Source organism: Rasiella rasia, from assembly GCF_011044175.1.
GTDB classification, from domain to species: Bacteria; Bacteroidota; Bacteroidia; order Flavobacteriales; family Flavobacteriaceae; genus Marinirhabdus; species Marinirhabdus rasia.
Genome location: NZ_CP049057.1, coordinates 543107 through 560006, shown reverse-complemented (window position 1 = coordinate 560006; position 16900 = coordinate 543107). Strand labels below are relative to the sequence as shown.

At 37.5% G+C, this 16900-nt stretch carries 14 protein-coding genes; 9 read left to right on the top strand and 5 right to left on the bottom strand.

Annotation, left to right across the window (positions count from 1 at the left end; translation table 11 throughout):
* Positions 1-2 precede the first annotated feature (2 nt).
* The gene (locus tag G5B37_RS02500; protein ID WP_263649834.1) at positions 3-4466 is read left to right on the top strand and encodes a translocation/assembly module TamB domain-containing protein; all 4464 of its coding nucleotides are present in this window, start codon (positions 3-5) and stop codon (positions 4464-4466) included.
* 4 nt (positions 4467-4470) lie between these two features.
* Here G5B37_RS02500 and G5B37_RS02495 read toward each other — a convergent pair whose 3' ends face one another.
* From G5B37_RS02495 to G5B37_RS02480, 4 genes are read right to left on the bottom strand one after another with little or no spacing between them, the layout of a single operon-like run.
* Positions 4471-4851 carry a RidA family protein gene (locus tag G5B37_RS02495; protein WP_164678476.1) on the bottom strand — a complete coding sequence of 127 codons (381 nt, stop codon included), beginning with the start codon at positions 4849-4851 and terminating at the stop codon, positions 4471-4473.
* A gap of 15 nt (positions 4852-4866) precedes the next feature.
* Positions 4867-6627: a sodium:solute symporter family protein gene (locus tag G5B37_RS02490; RefSeq protein WP_164678475.1), complete on the bottom strand. Its 1761-nt coding sequence runs from the start codon at positions 6625-6627 to the stop codon at positions 4867-4869.
* 3 nt (positions 6628-6630) lie between these two features.
* Positions 6631-7245, bottom strand: a complete 615-nt coding sequence (locus G5B37_RS02485) for a hypothetical protein (RefSeq protein WP_164678474.1) — start codon at positions 7243-7245, stop codon at positions 6631-6633.
* Positions 7246-7248: 3 nt separating this feature from the next.
* The gene (locus G5B37_RS02480; RefSeq protein ID WP_164678473.1) at positions 7249-8229 is read right to left on the bottom strand and encodes an OmpA family protein; all 981 of its coding nucleotides are present in this window, start codon (positions 8227-8229) and stop codon (positions 7249-7251) included.
* Positions 8230-8548: 319 nt separating this feature from the next.
* On the opposite strand from G5B37_RS02480, the gene hisG reads away from it, so the two are divergent.
* From hisG to hisIE, 8 genes are read left to right on the top strand one after another with little or no spacing between them, the layout of a single operon-like run.
* Entirely contained in the window at positions 8549-9406 is an 858-nt protein-coding gene (gene hisG, locus G5B37_RS02475) for an ATP phosphoribosyltransferase (RefSeq protein ID WP_164680871.1), read from the top strand.
* 23 nt (positions 9407-9429) lie between these two features.
* The gene (gene hisD, locus G5B37_RS02470) at positions 9430-10743 is read left to right on the top strand and encodes a histidinol dehydrogenase (RefSeq protein ID WP_164678472.1); all 1314 of its coding nucleotides are present in this window, start codon (positions 9430-9432) and stop codon (positions 10741-10743) included.
* A complete protein-coding gene (gene hisC / locus G5B37_RS02465; RefSeq protein WP_164678471.1) occupies positions 10743-11795 on the top strand; it encodes a histidinol-phosphate transaminase in 1053 nt (350 codons plus the stop codon). Before hisD ends, hisC begins: the two co-directional genes overlap by 1 nt.
* A gap of 4 nt (positions 11796-11799) precedes the next feature.
* Positions 11800-12936, top strand: coding sequence for a bifunctional histidinol-phosphatase/imidazoleglycerol-phosphate dehydratase HisB (hisB, locus tag G5B37_RS02460; RefSeq protein ID WP_164678470.1), 1137 nt, complete (start codon positions 11800-11802; stop codon positions 12934-12936).
* Positions 12933-13514, top strand: a complete 582-nt coding sequence (gene hisH / locus G5B37_RS02455) for an imidazole glycerol phosphate synthase subunit HisH (protein WP_164678469.1) — start codon at positions 12933-12935, stop codon at positions 13512-13514. Before hisB ends, hisH begins: the two co-directional genes overlap by 4 nt.
* A gap of 15 nt (positions 13515-13529) precedes the next feature.
* Positions 13530-14285, top strand: a complete 756-nt coding sequence (hisA, locus tag G5B37_RS02450) for a 1-(5-phosphoribosyl)-5-[(5-phosphoribosylamino)methylideneamino]imidazole-4-carboxamide isomerase (protein ID WP_164678468.1) — start codon at positions 13530-13532, stop codon at positions 14283-14285.
* Positions 14275-15030: an imidazole glycerol phosphate synthase subunit HisF gene (gene hisF / locus G5B37_RS02445; protein ID WP_164678467.1), complete on the top strand. Its 756-nt coding sequence runs from the start codon at positions 14275-14277 to the stop codon at positions 15028-15030. Before hisA ends, hisF begins: the two co-directional genes overlap by 11 nt.
* 35 nt (positions 15031-15065) lie before the next feature.
* Complete coding sequence (gene hisIE, locus G5B37_RS02440) at positions 15066-15680, top strand: bifunctional phosphoribosyl-AMP cyclohydrolase/phosphoribosyl-ATP diphosphatase HisIE (RefSeq protein WP_164678466.1); 615 nt, start codon at positions 15066-15068, stop codon at positions 15678-15680.
* 91 nt (positions 15681-15771) lie between these two features.
* Here the strand turns inward: hisIE and G5B37_RS02435 are convergent, their stop codons facing one another.
* Positions 15772-16881, bottom strand: a complete 1110-nt coding sequence (locus G5B37_RS02435; RefSeq protein ID WP_164678465.1) for a serine hydrolase domain-containing protein — start codon at positions 16879-16881, stop codon at positions 15772-15774.
* Between the last annotated feature and the right edge of the window lie 19 nt (positions 16882-16900).

The following is a 16900-nucleotide window of genomic DNA, read 5'->3' as shown; positions in this document are numbered from 1 at the left end:
GAATGTCAAAATTAAAACATTACGGCCGTATCAAAAAATTAAGGAAAATAATAGTTCGCACCATAGTAATAATCCTGTTGCTATTGCTTATCGTTGTTATTGTTTTTTCTATCCCGTCTGTGCAGACTTATGTTGCCAAAAAGGTAACCACTAGCCTAAACGAAACCTACGGAACCGATATTAATATTGAACGTTTAGGACTCAATTGGAAGGGAGAAGTTGATATACGAGAAGTACTTATTAACGATCACCATGCCGACACCCTTATCTATGCTAAAGAACTGCAAACCAATATACTTAGTTTTAGAAATTTAATTGCGGGAGACCTAGGATTTGGTAGTATCGTATTAGACGAGGCAAAGCTTTATGTAAAAACATACAAAGACGAAGAAAGTGATAATCTCTATATTTTTTCAGAAAAATTTAATACCAATCCTACTGCAGAGGTAAAGCCATTTTCTATGTTTGGTAACGACATAGCGCTTACCAACAGTACTGTAAAGATTACAGACGAAAATTTAGAAAATGCATCAGTTTTATTCTTAAAAAATGTAAATCTTGAAGCAGACGACTTTAAAATTACGGGTCCAGATGTTGAAGCCCAAATAAAGGCGTTGTCGCTAGATGCTGATAGAGGCTTTACTATTAAAAGTGCTAAAGGTTTCTTTTCGTATACTGAAGAAGCAATGACACTAAAGGAGCTTGACTTACAAACCGAAAATTCTGCCATTCGTGGTACTATGGTGTTTAACTACGGTGAGGATGGATTAGGAGACTTTGTGAATGGAGTAACCATAGACGCCACATTTGATAACACTAAGCTTGCTACAGACGATATCAACACATTTTATGATGAGTTTGGGGCTGAGCAAATAATTAACGTAGACGGTGTCTTTAAAGGCACGATGAATGATTTTACGTTTACAGATACTAATTTAAGTGTTGGAGCTACACAGCTCTACGGAAATTATCATATTCAGAATATATTGAATGACGATGGCTATGTGATATCAGCAAACAATCATACCATACGAACTAGTTACTATGAATTACGCCGATTTATGCCGCGTATTTTGGGTGATGTGCTGCCAAACCAACTGAAAGACCTAGGCACCGTTACTTTTCAGGGAACTACCAGAATTACTGAAACAGATCTTACTACAAGAAGTGGCTTGACTACAGCCGTAGGTACTGCAGACCTTGACCTTGAAATGGCCAACATGAGCGATATAGATCGCGCTACCTACAAGGGTAATGTAGTCTTAAATAAGTTTAACCTAGGGAAAATAGCTGGTACTACATCCTTAGGTCGTATGACGGCAGATTTAACTTTTGACGGTAGCGGATTTTCTCAAAAGACCGTGAATACCAAGGTGAACGGATCTATTAGCTCTTTTACTTTTGAAGATTATACCTATCAGAAAATTCAAGTTTCAGGACGTTTAAAGAACCCGATATTCGATGGGGATTTAATTATAAACGACCCAAATTTGAAAATGGAGTTTAAAGGATTGGTAGATGTAAGTAAGGAGTATAATCAATACGATTTTGAAGCCGATATCGAGTATGCAGAGCTTAACAAGCTTAATTTAATTAAAAGAGACAGTGTTTCTGTTTTTTCTGGTCGGGTAATAATGGACATGGATGGAACCAACATTAATGATTTAGACGGTACCGTAGAGTTTGTACAGACCTTTTATCAAACCGAAAATGCCGACTTCTATTTCGATGATTTTTTAATAACCTCTTCGTTTGAAGGACCAGTACGAACCATTGAAATTAAATCGCCAGACATAATAAATGGAAAGATTTCTGGTGAATTTTTAATTGAAGATATTCCAAATTTGTTTCAAAACAGTATCGCTAGTATTTATACCAACTATATTCCAGCAGAGGTCACCACCAATCAGTACCTCAACTACGAGTTTGAAGTTTACAATAAGATAGTAGATGTTTTTGTGCCTGAGCTTCAGTTAGGGGATAACACAAAAGTAAAGGGGTCTGTAGCCTCAGATGAGTCTAAATTTCAGTTAGATTTCCGTAGTCCAGAACTACTACTTTACAATAATTATTTAGGGAATGTGAATGTTCAGGTAGATAATGACAATCCGTTATTTAATACGTACATCTCTGTAGATTCGGTTTATACCGGAGTGTACGATGTAACAGAGCTAAGCTTAATTAATAAGACAATTAAAGATACCTTGTTTATACGTTCAGAATTTAAAGGAGGCAAAGAAAAGGAAGATCTTTTCAATCTTTCATTGTACCATACCATTAACCCAGAAGGGAAGTCTGTTGTGGGAGTTAAAAAATCTGATATTACGTATAAAGAAAATGTTTGGTATATAAATAAGGACAATAATAATCTTAACAAAGTAACCTTTGACGATAACTTTAAAACGGTTCGTATAGACTCTATGGTACTAAATCATGAGAATGAGTACATAGAAATGGCAGGAGAGCTACGAGATTCGTTGTATAAAGACATTAAGGTTAGGTTTAGAGATGTTAATATTGGTAATCTTGTACCTCCAGTAGATAGTCTTCGATTAAAAGGAAATGTAAATGGTAGGCTAAATTTCCTTCAGAAAAATGGCGCTTATTATCCTAATTCTTCGGTAACTATAGACAATATAGACATTAATGATGTTGCGTTTGGTAACTTGAATCTAGAAATCGCTGGAAACGAGAATCTTTCAAAATATACCATTAATACTACACTCACAAACGATAAGGTAACTTCTATAAGTGCGCGCGGCGAAATCGATGTCGAACCTACCAATCCGCAGATTAACCTCAATGTAATATTAAATGAATTTAACATGCAGGCTTTTAGTCCGTTTGGAGGAGACGTGGTTACTAACATAAGAGGTTTAATCTCCGGAAATGCACGTGTGTCTGGAAGCTATAAATCGCCCGACATTTTAGGACGTTTTAATCTTGAAGATAGCGGATTGAAAATACCGTTTCTTAATACCGATTTTAACATCGATAATAATACTCAAATAGATGTCACCAAGAATAAGTTTGACATTGGTACTACTGTAATTACAGACACTAAATATAACACCACAGGGACGCTAAGCGGTTTTGCATCTCATGTTAATTTTAGTAAGTGGGAACTTGATTTAAACATAGATAGTGATAATATTCTAGCCTTAGACACGCCAAAGTCTGAAGATGCACTGTATTACGGTACTGCTTTTATTAGTGGTACTACAGATATCTCAGGGCCTGTAGATGAACTAACAATTGATGTAACTGCTACAACAGAGCCCAATACTTCGTTTAAAATACCTATAAGCGACACCCAAAGTCTAGGCGAAGATACCTTTATCACATTTTTATCTCCTGCCGAAAAGGAAGCACTTATTAACGGGGAGGTAATAGAAGAAAAGGAGTTAAAAGGTTTGAGTCTAAATTTTGACCTCGATATTACCGACGATGCCGAAGTAGAGGTAGTGGTAGATCAAGAAAACAACTCTAAGCTTACTGGTAAAGGTATTGGTACGCTGTTGATTCGTATAAATACCCTCGGAAAGTTTAAAATGTGGGGGGAATATACGGTAATTGAAGGTATTTTCGATTTTAGGTATGGCGGACTTATACAAAAGAAGATTGGAATTGTACCTGGTGGTTTTATTGTATGGGAAGGAAATCCAGAGCGTGGTAGAATAGATTTAACAGCCTTGTATGAAACTGACGCAAACCCTTCTGTTTTGCTAGACAATCCTTCAGTAAATAGGAAAATCCCAGTGAATGTACTCGTAGACTTGTCTGGGGAGCTTATTCAGCCCGAAATTGATTTTAGAATTGAATTTCCTAGAACGAGCTCTATTGTACGATCTGAGTTAGAGTACAAGTTGCAAAATAGAGAACAAAGGGAGCAACAAGCGTTGTTTTTAGTTGCTTCAGATGCGTTTGTAGACGATAATTTTGGTGGGGCTGGCGCATTTACCGGAACGCTGGTAGATCGTGTATCTGGTTTGGTAAATGAACTTTTTGAAGATCAAGACGGAAAGTTTAAACTCGGTTTAGATTACTCTCAAGGTTCTAGGTTGCCAAATCAAGAAACAGCAGATCGTTTTGGAATTACACTATCTACGAATATAAACGAACGTATTTTAATTAACGGGAAAGTAGGAGTACCGGTTGGGGGCGTGAATGAAAGTACGGTAGCTGGCGATATTGAAGTGCAGTGGTTGGTTAATGAAGATGGAAGTTTACGCATTAACTTCTTTAATCGCCAAGCCGATATTCAGTTTATTGGGGAAGACCAAATATTCGAGCAAGGTGCTGGTATTTCATACTCTGTAGATTTTGATACATTTAGGGAGTTGGTAAATAAGCTTTTTAATAAAAAGATTACTTTAGAAAGTGAAGACGAAATACCTATCATTCCAGACGACAATTCTGTGCCTATTGATTTTAATAATGATGGCAATAAAGAAGACGAAGAGTAGGTGCTTATAAAGATGCAATCATAGAAATTTCCACATTTACGTATTTAGGTAAATTAGCTACCTCTACAGTTTCTCGAGCAGGAGCCGTAGCTTCATTAAAGTAGCTTCCGTAGACTTCATTTATAGCGGTAAAATTACCCATATCACTAATAAAAATAGAAGTTTTAATCACATTCTCGAATGTCATACCTGCGGCTTTTAAAACGGCTTTCATATTCTCCATGACTAAGGTAGTTTCGGTTTTGATGTCACCTATAACTAATTCCCCTGATTTTGGGTCTAGTGCTATCTGCCCAGAAGTATATAGCATATTTCCGAGCATTACAGCTTGGTTATAAGGGCCTATTGGTGCCGGTGCATCTGGAGTGTGAATTATTTTTTTCATAACGTGTGTAGTATTTTAAGTGCGCTTCCGTTTTTTCCAAAGACTAAAAATAGTAACGCCAGAAATTATGGCAATACCAATTAATATGGCTGCACCCGTAATATTTCCGTAGATAACATAACCCGTAGCAAAAAGCGACGTGTAAACAAAGACAATTCCCAAAAGCATTGACGCTAGATCTATTGTAAACACATCGTTTGTCTTCTTAAGTGGGAGGGAAGCATTAGCTGCCACTTTCTTAAAAGGTTTCCAACCATTACCATAAGGCGTTACCGTATTATAGAATTGAGCCAATGTTTTAGTGTCTGTGGGTCTCGTGAGTAAGGTAACAACAATCCAAGAGACCGTTGTAATTGCTACACCTATTACTAATTTTTCATAATCTTCTAATCCGAAATTGGTGAACTCAAAAAATAGTGCCATTACAAACGAAACAATCATACCTGTGATTTCACTATATGCGTTCACGCGCCACCAAAACCAACGTAAGATAAAGATGAGTCCTGTACCGGCGCCAATTTGTAATAAAATGGCAAAAGTGCTAAGTGCGCTGCTCAAAGCCAATGCTAGCAAGGCAGATAGAAACATGAGTACTACTGTTGAAAGCCTACCTATACCAACCAATTCTTTCTCTGAAGCGGTTGGCTTAATAAAACGTTTGTAAAAATCGAGGGAAATATAAGAAGACCCCCAATTTAGATGTGTAGAAATAGTACTCATAAAGGCAGCAATTAATGAGGCTACCACTATACCTAAGAGTCCTGGGGGTAATTCAGCGAGCATGGCTGGATACCCTAAATCGTGCCCCATAACGGCATTCGGAAATTTATCCCCTATGTCTGTAAGTTCTGGGTACATTACTAAAGAGGCTAGTGCGATTAAAATCCATGGCCAGGGTCTTAAAGCGTAATGAGCCACATTAAAGAGTAGGGTAGCTCCTATGGCATTTTTCTCATCTTTAGCAGAAAGCATACGTTGGGCAATATAACCTCCACCTCCTGGCTCTGCGCCAGGATACCAGACGCTCCACCATTGTACAGCAATGGGTATAATTAAAAGCACAAGTAGGGAGCTGGTATCACTAAAATCTGGAAGAAAATTTAATTTATCTGCAACGTTCTCATGTGCAAGAAGTTTATCTAAGCCACCAATTTCTTTCATGTTTACAATATGGTACGCGGCCCATACCGAACCAATCATGGCCACAATAAACTGTAAAAAGTCTGTAAAGATAACACCTCGTAATCCGCCAAAAGAACTATATACAACGGTGATAATTGAGGCGTAGAGTACGCACTCCCATGGTTGGAGGTTAAATAAAATTCCACCAATCTTTATGGCTGCCAAACATACAGAAGCCATAATCATTACATTAAAAAACACCCCTAAGTACAGTGCTCTAAATCCGCGTAAAAAGGCAGCTTCTTTACCGCTATAGCGCATTTCATAAAATTCTAAGTCGGTTAAAACTTTACTTCGTCGCCAAAGTTTTGCATATACAAAAACGGTAAGCATCCCTGTGAGTAGGAACGTCCACCAAACCCAATTTCCAGAAACGCCATTTTGCCTTACAATGTCTGTTACTAAGTTGGGTGTATCTGCAGAGAAGGTAGTTGCTACCATAGAAATTCCTAGTAGCCACCATGGCATATTGCGACCTGATAGAAAAAATTCTTTGGTGTTTTTTCCAGAGCGTTTTGCCACTAGAATTCCGATAAGTAGGAATATGGCAAAGAATGAACCAATTAAAATCCAATCTAGAGTGGCTAATGGCATATATTATACATTTAAGGCCTTTGCCTGTCCAACCCAATTATCACGGTCTATCCGGTCTGGGAAAAAATCGATCATTTCAGTAATAATATCAATATCTTTTTTAGAGAGTTTGCTAATCTGCTCAAAGGTATAGATGCCGATATCGTTCAATTTTTGTTCTATGTATGGACCAATGCCATTAATTTCTGTAAGGTCTTCTTTGTCACTTTCGTCGGCATATCCAAAACTATCGAAGTCTAGCTCTCTTAAATCATCAAAGTCTTCTTCTACTTCAGTAACTTCTTGGAGGTACCTTTCTTTGTTCTTTTCAGCAAAATTAACTGTTGCTGTACGAACTTCTTGAGCATCGTCTTCAGCCTTTATTTCTTGTTGTTTCTTTACAACTTCAATAATCTTTGGTTTAATTTCAGTAAAAATGGTGTCTATATCTCGCACTTCTTTCTTTGGAGGCATTTTTAGTGCATTCACCTCTCTTTTTAGGCGCTCTATTATTTTTCTGAATTTATTTCGTTGCATTCCAACAGCAGAAAAATACCCAATTAAGAAGGTGCTCAACATAAGGAGAAAAACCCCGATGAAGTTTGGCAGGTAAGTAATAAATTCTGTGAGCGCTTCCATTATTTAATCTGTAAATCTAATTTCTATTCGTTGGTTTAAGTTTCGTCCTTTTTCGGTATTATTACTTGCAATAGCCTCGCTCTCACCTAAGGAGGAAGCGCGTATGCGATTCCTATTTATTGGTCCTTTTGCCACTAGATACCAACGAACTTGGCGTGCAAATTCTAGTCCGCGGTGATAGTTGTCGTTGGCATTTCCTACATTGTCTGTGTGTCCGATAACCTCAACAGTTACATCTGGATTGTTATCTAGTGCAACCTTCACTTCAGCTAATAATGTTTCAAGTTCGGGACTTTGTAGCACTCCTGAAGTTGAAAAACGAGGATAAATGATTTTTGTTTCAGGAATATTATTTTTTATAGCCTCCAAGCGTTCTAGGTTTAAAGGCTGAAATAAAAATGAAAAGGCACGACTATACGTACCGTCTATTTTAAAGTCTATAGGTGTGATATGCGGCTTAACAACAATATTAGTAGCGGGAATACCAGTTTCAACAAGAATGTTTTTTAGCTTGTTACCTCGCTGAATACCTATGTTTGGAGATATGGTATTTTCTTCGGCACTGTATTGAGAAGTAATATGCAATTCTGTATTTGGGTGCTCTACAAAGTAATTGTTGAGTTTGTACTTGAAGTCTTTTGTCGCTTGTGGAATGCTAACATCTACAATATTCTTAGCAATCTCAATGGTTTGAGCGTAACTAAACAAGATATCGCCATCTGGCGTGTATGCATTCAGCGTTTTGTTTAAAACACCGCTGTCCTTGACAGCATTTGTAGTATTATTTAGATTTGGTTGACGGTTCTGAATATTTTCTGTTGCTTCGGAAATAGATAACGTATCGAGAGCAGGCGTATCATTTTTTACCCGTTCTATGTTCTTACTTTGTAGCTGATTGTTTTCATCCTGAAGCCAATAATACAGCCAAAGCCCAAAAAAGGACCATACGAGGAACACGCAGAAAGCGATAACAAAGTTCTTCATTTAATTGTAAACCCCTGTAAAAAAGGGTATTGGCAGTTTGATTGTTGTCTACTCAAAGCTATAAAAATTATTGCAGCTTGCTAACATAAATTTAATATGTTTTTCACAAGGCTGTGAACAAATTTTGTTTAGTTTTGTTTCTTCAATATGAAACAGACATCATTACATCATCATCATACACTTTTCCACGCTCTTGCGAGGTGATTTGTTATTGATGTAATTCTTTAAGATATCCAGAACCCGTTTGAGCAATCAAACGGGTTTTTTTATGCCTTTTTTTAAAATTTCAATGACAATGGTAAGAGTAAACAACATAAAAATAAACAAACTAAAAATTGCAGTACAGAAGTCGGGACGCTTACATAATGACTCCTTGCAACTGTTAAAAGAATGCGGGATCGCTATAGATAACGGTCGTGATCAATTAAAGGTAACGGCAACAAATTTTCCGTTAGAGATTTATTATCTGCGTAATGGCGATATTCCACAATACTTGAAAGATGGCGTAGTAGATTGTGCCATCATAGGTGAAAACGTACTTGTAGAAAAAGCTTGTGATATATCCATAGTTGAAAAGCTAGGGTTTTCAAAGTGCCGCGTGTCTTTGGCAATTCCAAAAACTGATGCCTATGCTAATGTAGCCGATTTGCAAGGAAAACGTATTGCAACGTCGTATCCAGTTACCACAACGAACTATCTAGCATCTAAAGGGGTTAGTGCCGAGTTACACATGATTAATGGAAGCGTAGAGATTGCGCCTAACATAGGATTGGCAGATGCCATATGTGATATTGTAAGTAGTGGTAGTACGTTGTTTAAAAATAACCTTAAAGAGGTTGAAGTAATGATGAAGAGTGAGGCCGTTTTAGCAGTGTCGCCCAGTATTTTAGCGCCACAAGCAGCATTACTCAATAAATTACAATTTCGAATTCAAGCGGTTTTAAAGGGTCGTGCTTCAAGATATGTACTATTAAACGCACCCAATGAGAAACTAGCTGAAATAGTGTCTATTTTGCCCGGAATGAAGAGTCCTACCATTTTACCGCTTGCTGAAGAAGGTTGGAGCAGCATACACTCTGTAGTACATCAAGAAGTCTTTTGGGAAGTGATAGATCAGCTTAAGGTTGCTGGCGCTGAAGGTATTTTAGTCTGCCCAATCGAAAAAATGGTACTGTAAACAATTAACAAGAATTATCAATTTTGAAAAAATATATAAATCCGAAAAAATCGGCTTGGCCGCAACTGTTACAACGACCAACACGTGCTTTAAACGACTTAGAAACTACAATTTCTGAAATATTTTCAGAGGTGCAGCGTAAGGGTGATATTGCGGTAGCCACGTATACCCAAAAATTTGATGGCGTTACTATTAATAATAGTCAAGTTTCAGAAGAAGAAATAAATGCTGCGACCATTTCCGAAGCTTTAAAAAAGGCAATACTGCTAGCCAAAGACAATATTGAAACATTTCATAAGGCTCAAAAAACAGCGACGGTTCGGGTAGAAACAATGCCTGGAGTTGTATGTTGGCAAGAAAAAAGACCAATTAAAAAAGTGGGACTCTATATTCCCGGTGGCACTGCGCCGTTATTTTCTACAATTCTTATGCTGGCAATACCTGCGAAGTTGGCTGGGTGTACTGAGATAGTACTTTGCACACCTCCTAGCAAGGACGGAACTATTCATCCTGCAATTTTGTTTACGGCTGCCTTATGTGGAATTACCAAACTCTACAAGGTGGGAGGCGTACAGGCCATTTCGGCTATGACATTCGGAACCGAAACTATTCCTGCGGTGTATAAAATTTTTGGTCCAGGGAATCAGTTTGTTACTGCGGCTAAACAACGAGCCACGAACTATGGGGTTGCAATAGATATGCCTGCCGGACCTAGCGAATTGTTGGTATTTGCAGACGAGACGGCAATTCCGGCTTTTGTTGCTTCAGATTTACTTAGCCAGGCAGAACACGGCATAGATAGTCAGGTTATGTTAGTGAGTACTTCGGAAATCGTACTAAATAACATAATGATTGAGGTTGAAACACAACTTGACAAACTACCACGTAAAGAAATTGCAAAACAGGCACTACTTGGTTCTAAGTCTATTGTAGTTTCATCAGAGGAGGAGGCGATTGAATTAATAAATCAATATGCTCCAGAGCATTGTACCATCATTGCCAAGAAGGAAGCATTTTTTGTTCAGAATATTCAAAATGCGGGTTCTGTTTTTATTGGTAATTACACCCCAGAAAGTGCTGGTGATTATGCTTCAGGAACCAATCATACGCTACCTACCAATGGATACTCTAAACAGTACAGTGGTGTAAATTTAGACAGCTTTTTGAAAAGTGTAACATTTCAGAAAATTTCAGAAAAAGGCATTGAAGCGCTTGGTCCGTTTATAGAAATTATGGCAGATGCAGAAGGACTGCAGGCGCATAAAAATGCTGTTAGCTTACGTTTAGCCAGTATAAGAAATAACGCTCCAACCAGGGAGACTTTAAACAATAGGTGATGAAAAAAAGACTTGAAACCCAGCGTTTGGTGCGTTCTAATGTTTTAAACATGCGGGCGTATAGCAGCGCACGAAATGAATTTAAAAGTGCGGGCGATGATTTCATTTTTATGGACGCAAATGAAAATCCGTTTGAGAACGGATTAAATCGGTACCCAGATCCCAATCAGTCACAACTTAAGAAAACGCTTGCTTCTTTAAAAGGGGTTTCTCCTTCTCAGATACTTTTAGGAAATGGTAGTGACGAGGTGTTAGATTTACTGTTTAGAGCATACTGTGAGCCTAAGTTAGATGCTGTTATTACGTTGCCGCCAACCTATGGTATGTATAAGGTTTTAGCGAATCTAAACGCTGTTAAAATTCTTCAGGCACCCTTGAATGAAAACTTTGAAATAGATATCGCATCAGTGTTGAAAGCAGTTACTGAACACACAAAAATTATCTTCTTGTGCTCGCCTAATAATCCAACCGGCAATGTGATTGAAGCTAACAAAATTAAGTTCCTTCTTAGCAATTTTAACGGGTTGGTGGTTATCGATGAGGCTTACATTGATTTTTGCGAGACAGAAAGCTGGATTACTTATTTAAATGATTTTTCAAACTTAGTTGTTACACAAACATTCTCTAAAGCTTTTGGAATGGCTGGAATACGATTAGGTGTCTGTTATGCGGGAACAGCAATTATTTCGGTTTTGCATAAAATTAAGCCTCCATACAATGTAAACGCATTAACTCAACAAGCGGCTCTAAATCTTCTAGATAAGATGCCTAAGGTTGAAAAGGAAATCGATAAGATAAAACGAAATAGGGGTATGCTAAGCGACAATTTAGAGCGACTAACGTTTGTAAAAAAGGTATTTCCATCACAAGCTAATTTTCTATTGATTGAAGTAGACGATGCGCAAAAACGCTATCACCAATTGATAGAGAAGGGTATCGTAATACGAAACCGTACCAACGAATATGGCTGTAAAAACATGCTACGTATAACTGTTGGAACTGAAAAGGAAAATAAGGAATTAATTAAAACAATGCGATTGTTACAAAACTAACACCATGAAAAAAGTACTTTTTATAGATCGAGACGGAACAATTATTAAAGAAACAGCAGACGAGCAAATAGATGCTTTTGAAAAGATGGTATTTTATCCTAAGGCATTTACCTATTTAGGTAAAATCGCTCGAGAGCTAGATTATGAACTTGTTATGATTACCAATCAGGATGGGTTGGGTACAGCTGCATTTCCGGAAGAAACTTTTTGGCCCGTACACAACTTTATTTTGAAAAGCTTCGAGAACGAAGGGGTAGTGTTTGATGCAGTGTTTTTAGATAAAACATTTCCGCATGAGAATGCAAATACCAGAAAACCAGGAACAGGATTGCTCACTGAGTATATGAATGGAAGCTATGATTTAGCAAACTCATTTGTGATAGGTGATAGGTTAACCGATATAGAACTAGCTAAAAATTTAGGTGCTAAAGGAATTTTTATAAATGATGATACGCATCTTGGTACTACGGAGATTACCGTAAATCGAGAAGATTTAGGCAATTGCATCGCTTTAGAAACCAACGATTGGGAGAAGATCTATGAATTTTTAAAATTAAAAGATCGTGTAGCTACTAGTATTCGAAATACAAACGAAACTAAGATCGCCATCACCTTGAATTTGGATGGAACTGGCAACGCTAGTATTAACACTGGTATTTCTTTTTTTGACCATATGCTAGAGCAAATTGCGCGTCATGGTGCCATGGACTTAGATATTTCGGTAGTAGGCGATTTAGACGTAGATGAGCATCACACCATTGAAGATACAGCAATAGCTTTAGGGGAAGTATTCCATAAGGCATTGGCGAATAAAGTTGGCATTGAGCGCTACGGATTCTGCCTACCTATGGATGATTGTCTTGCGCAGGTGGCTATAGACTTTGGCGGGAGAAGTTGGCTGGTATGGGAGGCAGAATTTAAGAGAGAAATGATTGGTAAAATGCCTACTGAGATGTTCTTTCATTTCTTTAAGAGCTTTACTGATGCTGCTAAGGCGAACTTAAATATAAAGGCAGAAGGTGCAAATGAACATCACAAAATTGAATCAATTTTTAAGGCGTTTGCGCGGGCGATAAAAGCAGCAAAACAAAGAGACGTAACCAAAATGATTTTACCAAGTACAAAAGGAATGTTATCATGAAAATAGTAATAATAGACTACGGTGCCGGAAATATAAAGAGCGTTCAATTTGCCATAGAACGTTTGGGATATCAGGCGATTTTAAGTAATAGCATAACCGAAATTAAGAATGCAGATAAAGTGATATTTCCAGGGGTAGGTGAGGCGAGTAGTGCAATGAACAAGCTTAAAGACGTGGGCTTAGACAAGGAAATCCCGAATTTAACAAATCCGTTGTTGGGCATTTGCCTCGGGATGCAATTAATGTGTGAGGCTACAGAAGAAGGTAACACAAAAGGGCTTGGTATTTTTCATACCTCAGTTATTAAGTTTTCTTCTATGCTGAAAGTTCCGCAGATTGGCTGGAATACTATTCAGAACCTCCAGGGTGACTTGTTTCAGGGAATTTCCGAAGACACCTATATGTATGCTGTACATAGTTATTATGCTCCATTATGTAAAGAGACCATAGCAATAACAAAATACGGAGTGCCATATGCCGCAGCTTTGCAAAAAGATAACTTTTATGGGACTCAGTTTCATCCCGAAAAAAGCGGAAGCAAAGGTGAAATGCTGCTAGCCAATTTTTTAAACCTTTAAGTTAATTGATTTAACATGAAAATTATACCAGCAATAGATATTATAGACGGTAAGTGTGTTCGTTTAAGCAAGGGCGATTATAACACAAAAAAGATATACAATGAGCAGCCACTAGAGATTGCTAAACAGTTTGAGGCACATGGAATCACCAATCTGCATTTGGTAGATCTAGACGGTGCTAAGAGTAAGCACGTTGTTAATTACAAAGTTTTAGAGCAAATTGCTACAAAAACATCGCTACATATTGATTTTGGCGGCGGATTAAAAAGTGACGATGATCTTCGTATTGTATTTAATAGTGGTGCAGATCAGGTGACAGGCGGAAGTATTGCTGTAAAGGCTCCTGAGACGTTTAGGCGTTGGATTGCTTCCTATGGGGCTGATAGAATAATATTAGGCGCAGATACTAAAGAAGGATGGATTGCAGTAAACGGCTGGCAAGAAGATAGTAAGGAAGCAGTAATACCGTTTATTCAAAAATATCAACAAGAGGGAATCGCAACTGTAATCTGTACAGACATAAGTAAAGACGGTATGTTGCAAGGTCCATCCTTTAGTTTGTACAAAGACATACTATCAGTATGTAGCGCACCTGCTAAAAAGAATACTAACAACTCTTTTAAGCTTATTGCTTCTGGGGGTGTTAAAACCTTTGATGAGCTACCTAGACTTGAAGAAATGGGTTGTGCTGGTACTATCATTGGCAAAGCTATTTACGAAAACAGAATATCATTAAAACAACTAGAAAACTACATTATAAATGCTGGCTAAGAGAATTATACCCTGTTTAGACATAAAAGAAGGACGCACGGTAAAAGGAGTACACTTTAAAAACCTTCAAGACGCTGGAGATCCTATTGCTTTGGCGAAGTATTATTCTGAAAATGGAGCCGATGAGTTGGTGTTTTTAGATATTTCGGCTACAGAAGAAAAGCGAAAAACCCTAGCTAAATTAGTACGTGAGGTGGCAAAAACCATTTCCATTCCTTTTACTGTAGGTGGTGGAATCGCTTCGGTAGAGGATGTAGCTATCTTGTTGAAAAATGGAGCCGATAAAGTTGCTGTCAATTCTGCTGCCATTCGCAATCCGCAGCTCATAAACGATTTAGTTGCTGCCTTTGGAACTCAATGTATTGTAATTGCTATTGACGCAAAGAAACTAAATGAAGAATGGATTGTGCATCTAGTAGGTGGTAAAGTGGCAACCAAGTTAAAATTGTTTGATTGGGCAAAAGAAGTAGAGCAAAGGGGTGCAGGAGAGATACTATTCACCTCTATGGATCATGATGGAACGAAAAACGGTTTTGCAAACGAGGCTTTAGCAGAACTTTCGCAATTGGTAAACATTCCAGTTATTGCTTCTGGAGGAGCAGGAACAAGTTCACATTTTGTAGCGACTTTTAAAGAAGGTAGGGCAGATGCGGCGCTGGCGGCAAGCGTTTTTCATTTCAAAGAAATAGAAATTTCAGCAGTAAAAGAAGCATTAAAAAAACAAGGAATCTCAATTCGATTATAAGATTCAAAAAATAGTAACAATATAAATACAAAACTATGATTATAGACTTCAAAAAATATGCAAACAGCCTAGTACCGGCGATTATTCAAGATAGTTTAACCAAAAACGTTTTAATGCTAGGCTATATGAACGAAGAAGCTTTCAGCAAAACCCAAGAAACAGGTAAGGTTACTTTCTTTAGTAGAAGTAAAAACAGACTATGGACAAAAGGAGAAGAAACAGGCAATTATATGAACGTTGTTTCTATTAAAAACGATTGTGATAACGATAGTTTGCTTATTCAAGTTAAGCCTGAAGGGCCGGCATGCCATACCGGAACAGACACGTGTTGGGGAGATAAAAACAGAAGTACCTTTGGTTTTTTGTCGTATCTAGAAGATGTTATTGAAGATCGGAAAAATGATAAAGAACAACAAAGTAGCTACACGGCTTCGTTGTTTAGAAAAGGCATTAATAAAATTGCCCAAAAAGTTGGGGAAGAAGCTGTAGAAGTTGTGATTGAAGCGAAAGATGATAACGATCTTGCCTTTTTAAATGAAAGTGCAGATTTAATGTTTCACTTTATGGTTTTATTGCAGGTTAAAGGGTTTCACATTCGAGACGTAGAGAAAACACTTCAATCTAGACATAAATACGACCGCAATGCGTAGCAGACAATTGTGGCGTGAAAAATACAGTATCGCCTGAAATTACAAATAAGATAACTTCAGGCGATACTATAAATGTTAGTTGGTGTAGATTTTATAATTTAGCAGCCAATCCTTGTGCTACTTGCGTCCAACTTCCCGTTTTCCCAACTTTTTCACCAAGTCTAACAATAATCACGTTTTTCTCTGGATTCACATAAATGTGCTGACCTAGGATTCCTTCGGCTTCAAAGGAGTTGTCTTTTGTGTTAATCCACCATTGATGCTGGTAGTAGGCTACGTTAGCGCCTGAACTATCAATTTTTGTTGAATTCTCAACCCATTCTTTTGGAACAATTTGTGTGCCATTCCAGTTTCCTTTGTTCAAATATAGCCTACCAATTTTTGCAAAATCACGTGCGCGAGCATTAAGGCAGCAAAAAGTTTTTTCCACTCCGTTCTTCTTTCTGTCTAAACTCCAGCTAGCGTCGTATTCCATACCCAATGGTTTCCATATTTTTTCTTCAAGATATTCTGAAATGTTCTGTTGTTGGAGTGCAGCATCTAAAACCAAGCCTAATACTTGACTATCGCCGCTGCTATATTTAAAGCGTGTTCCAGGTTCATAGGCTACTTTTAGGTTAGATACAGCCTTCTTTAGGTTGGTTCCGTAGTAAAACGTAGCTGCGTCTCCAAACGGATTGGTATAACTTTCATTAAAATCTAAACCAGACGTCATATTTAGTAAATGTTCGATGGTAATTTTTTTGAAGTCTTCATTGTCTAATTCTGGTAGATAGTTGGTGATTGGGTCGTTAATAGAGTTGATATGTCCGTCTTTAATAGCACATCCAATTAAAATTGAAAGCACAGATTTACCCATAGAGAAAGAGTTTACGATAGACTCTTCTTGATAGTTGTTGAAATAATTCTCATAACGAATAGTGTCGTTTTGAATCACCATATAAGCAACAGTTTTGTTAGCGATTAAGTACTCTTCAAATGAAATTTGTTTTTTCACTCCATTTGAAGTTACCGATAAAGAGTCTTGAATAAATGGTTTTGTAGCTTCTGAAAAGTGAAACGCCTCTGTTGGCTTTTCGATAGTTCTACTTGGGAAAATTTTATGGTCTGTAATATTTGCGAAATTGTAATACGCAAACCGACTTAATTTACATGATTGGCAAAGAATACATATTAAAACTAGGGTGATAACTTTTCTCATAATAGATGTTTTTAGTGAT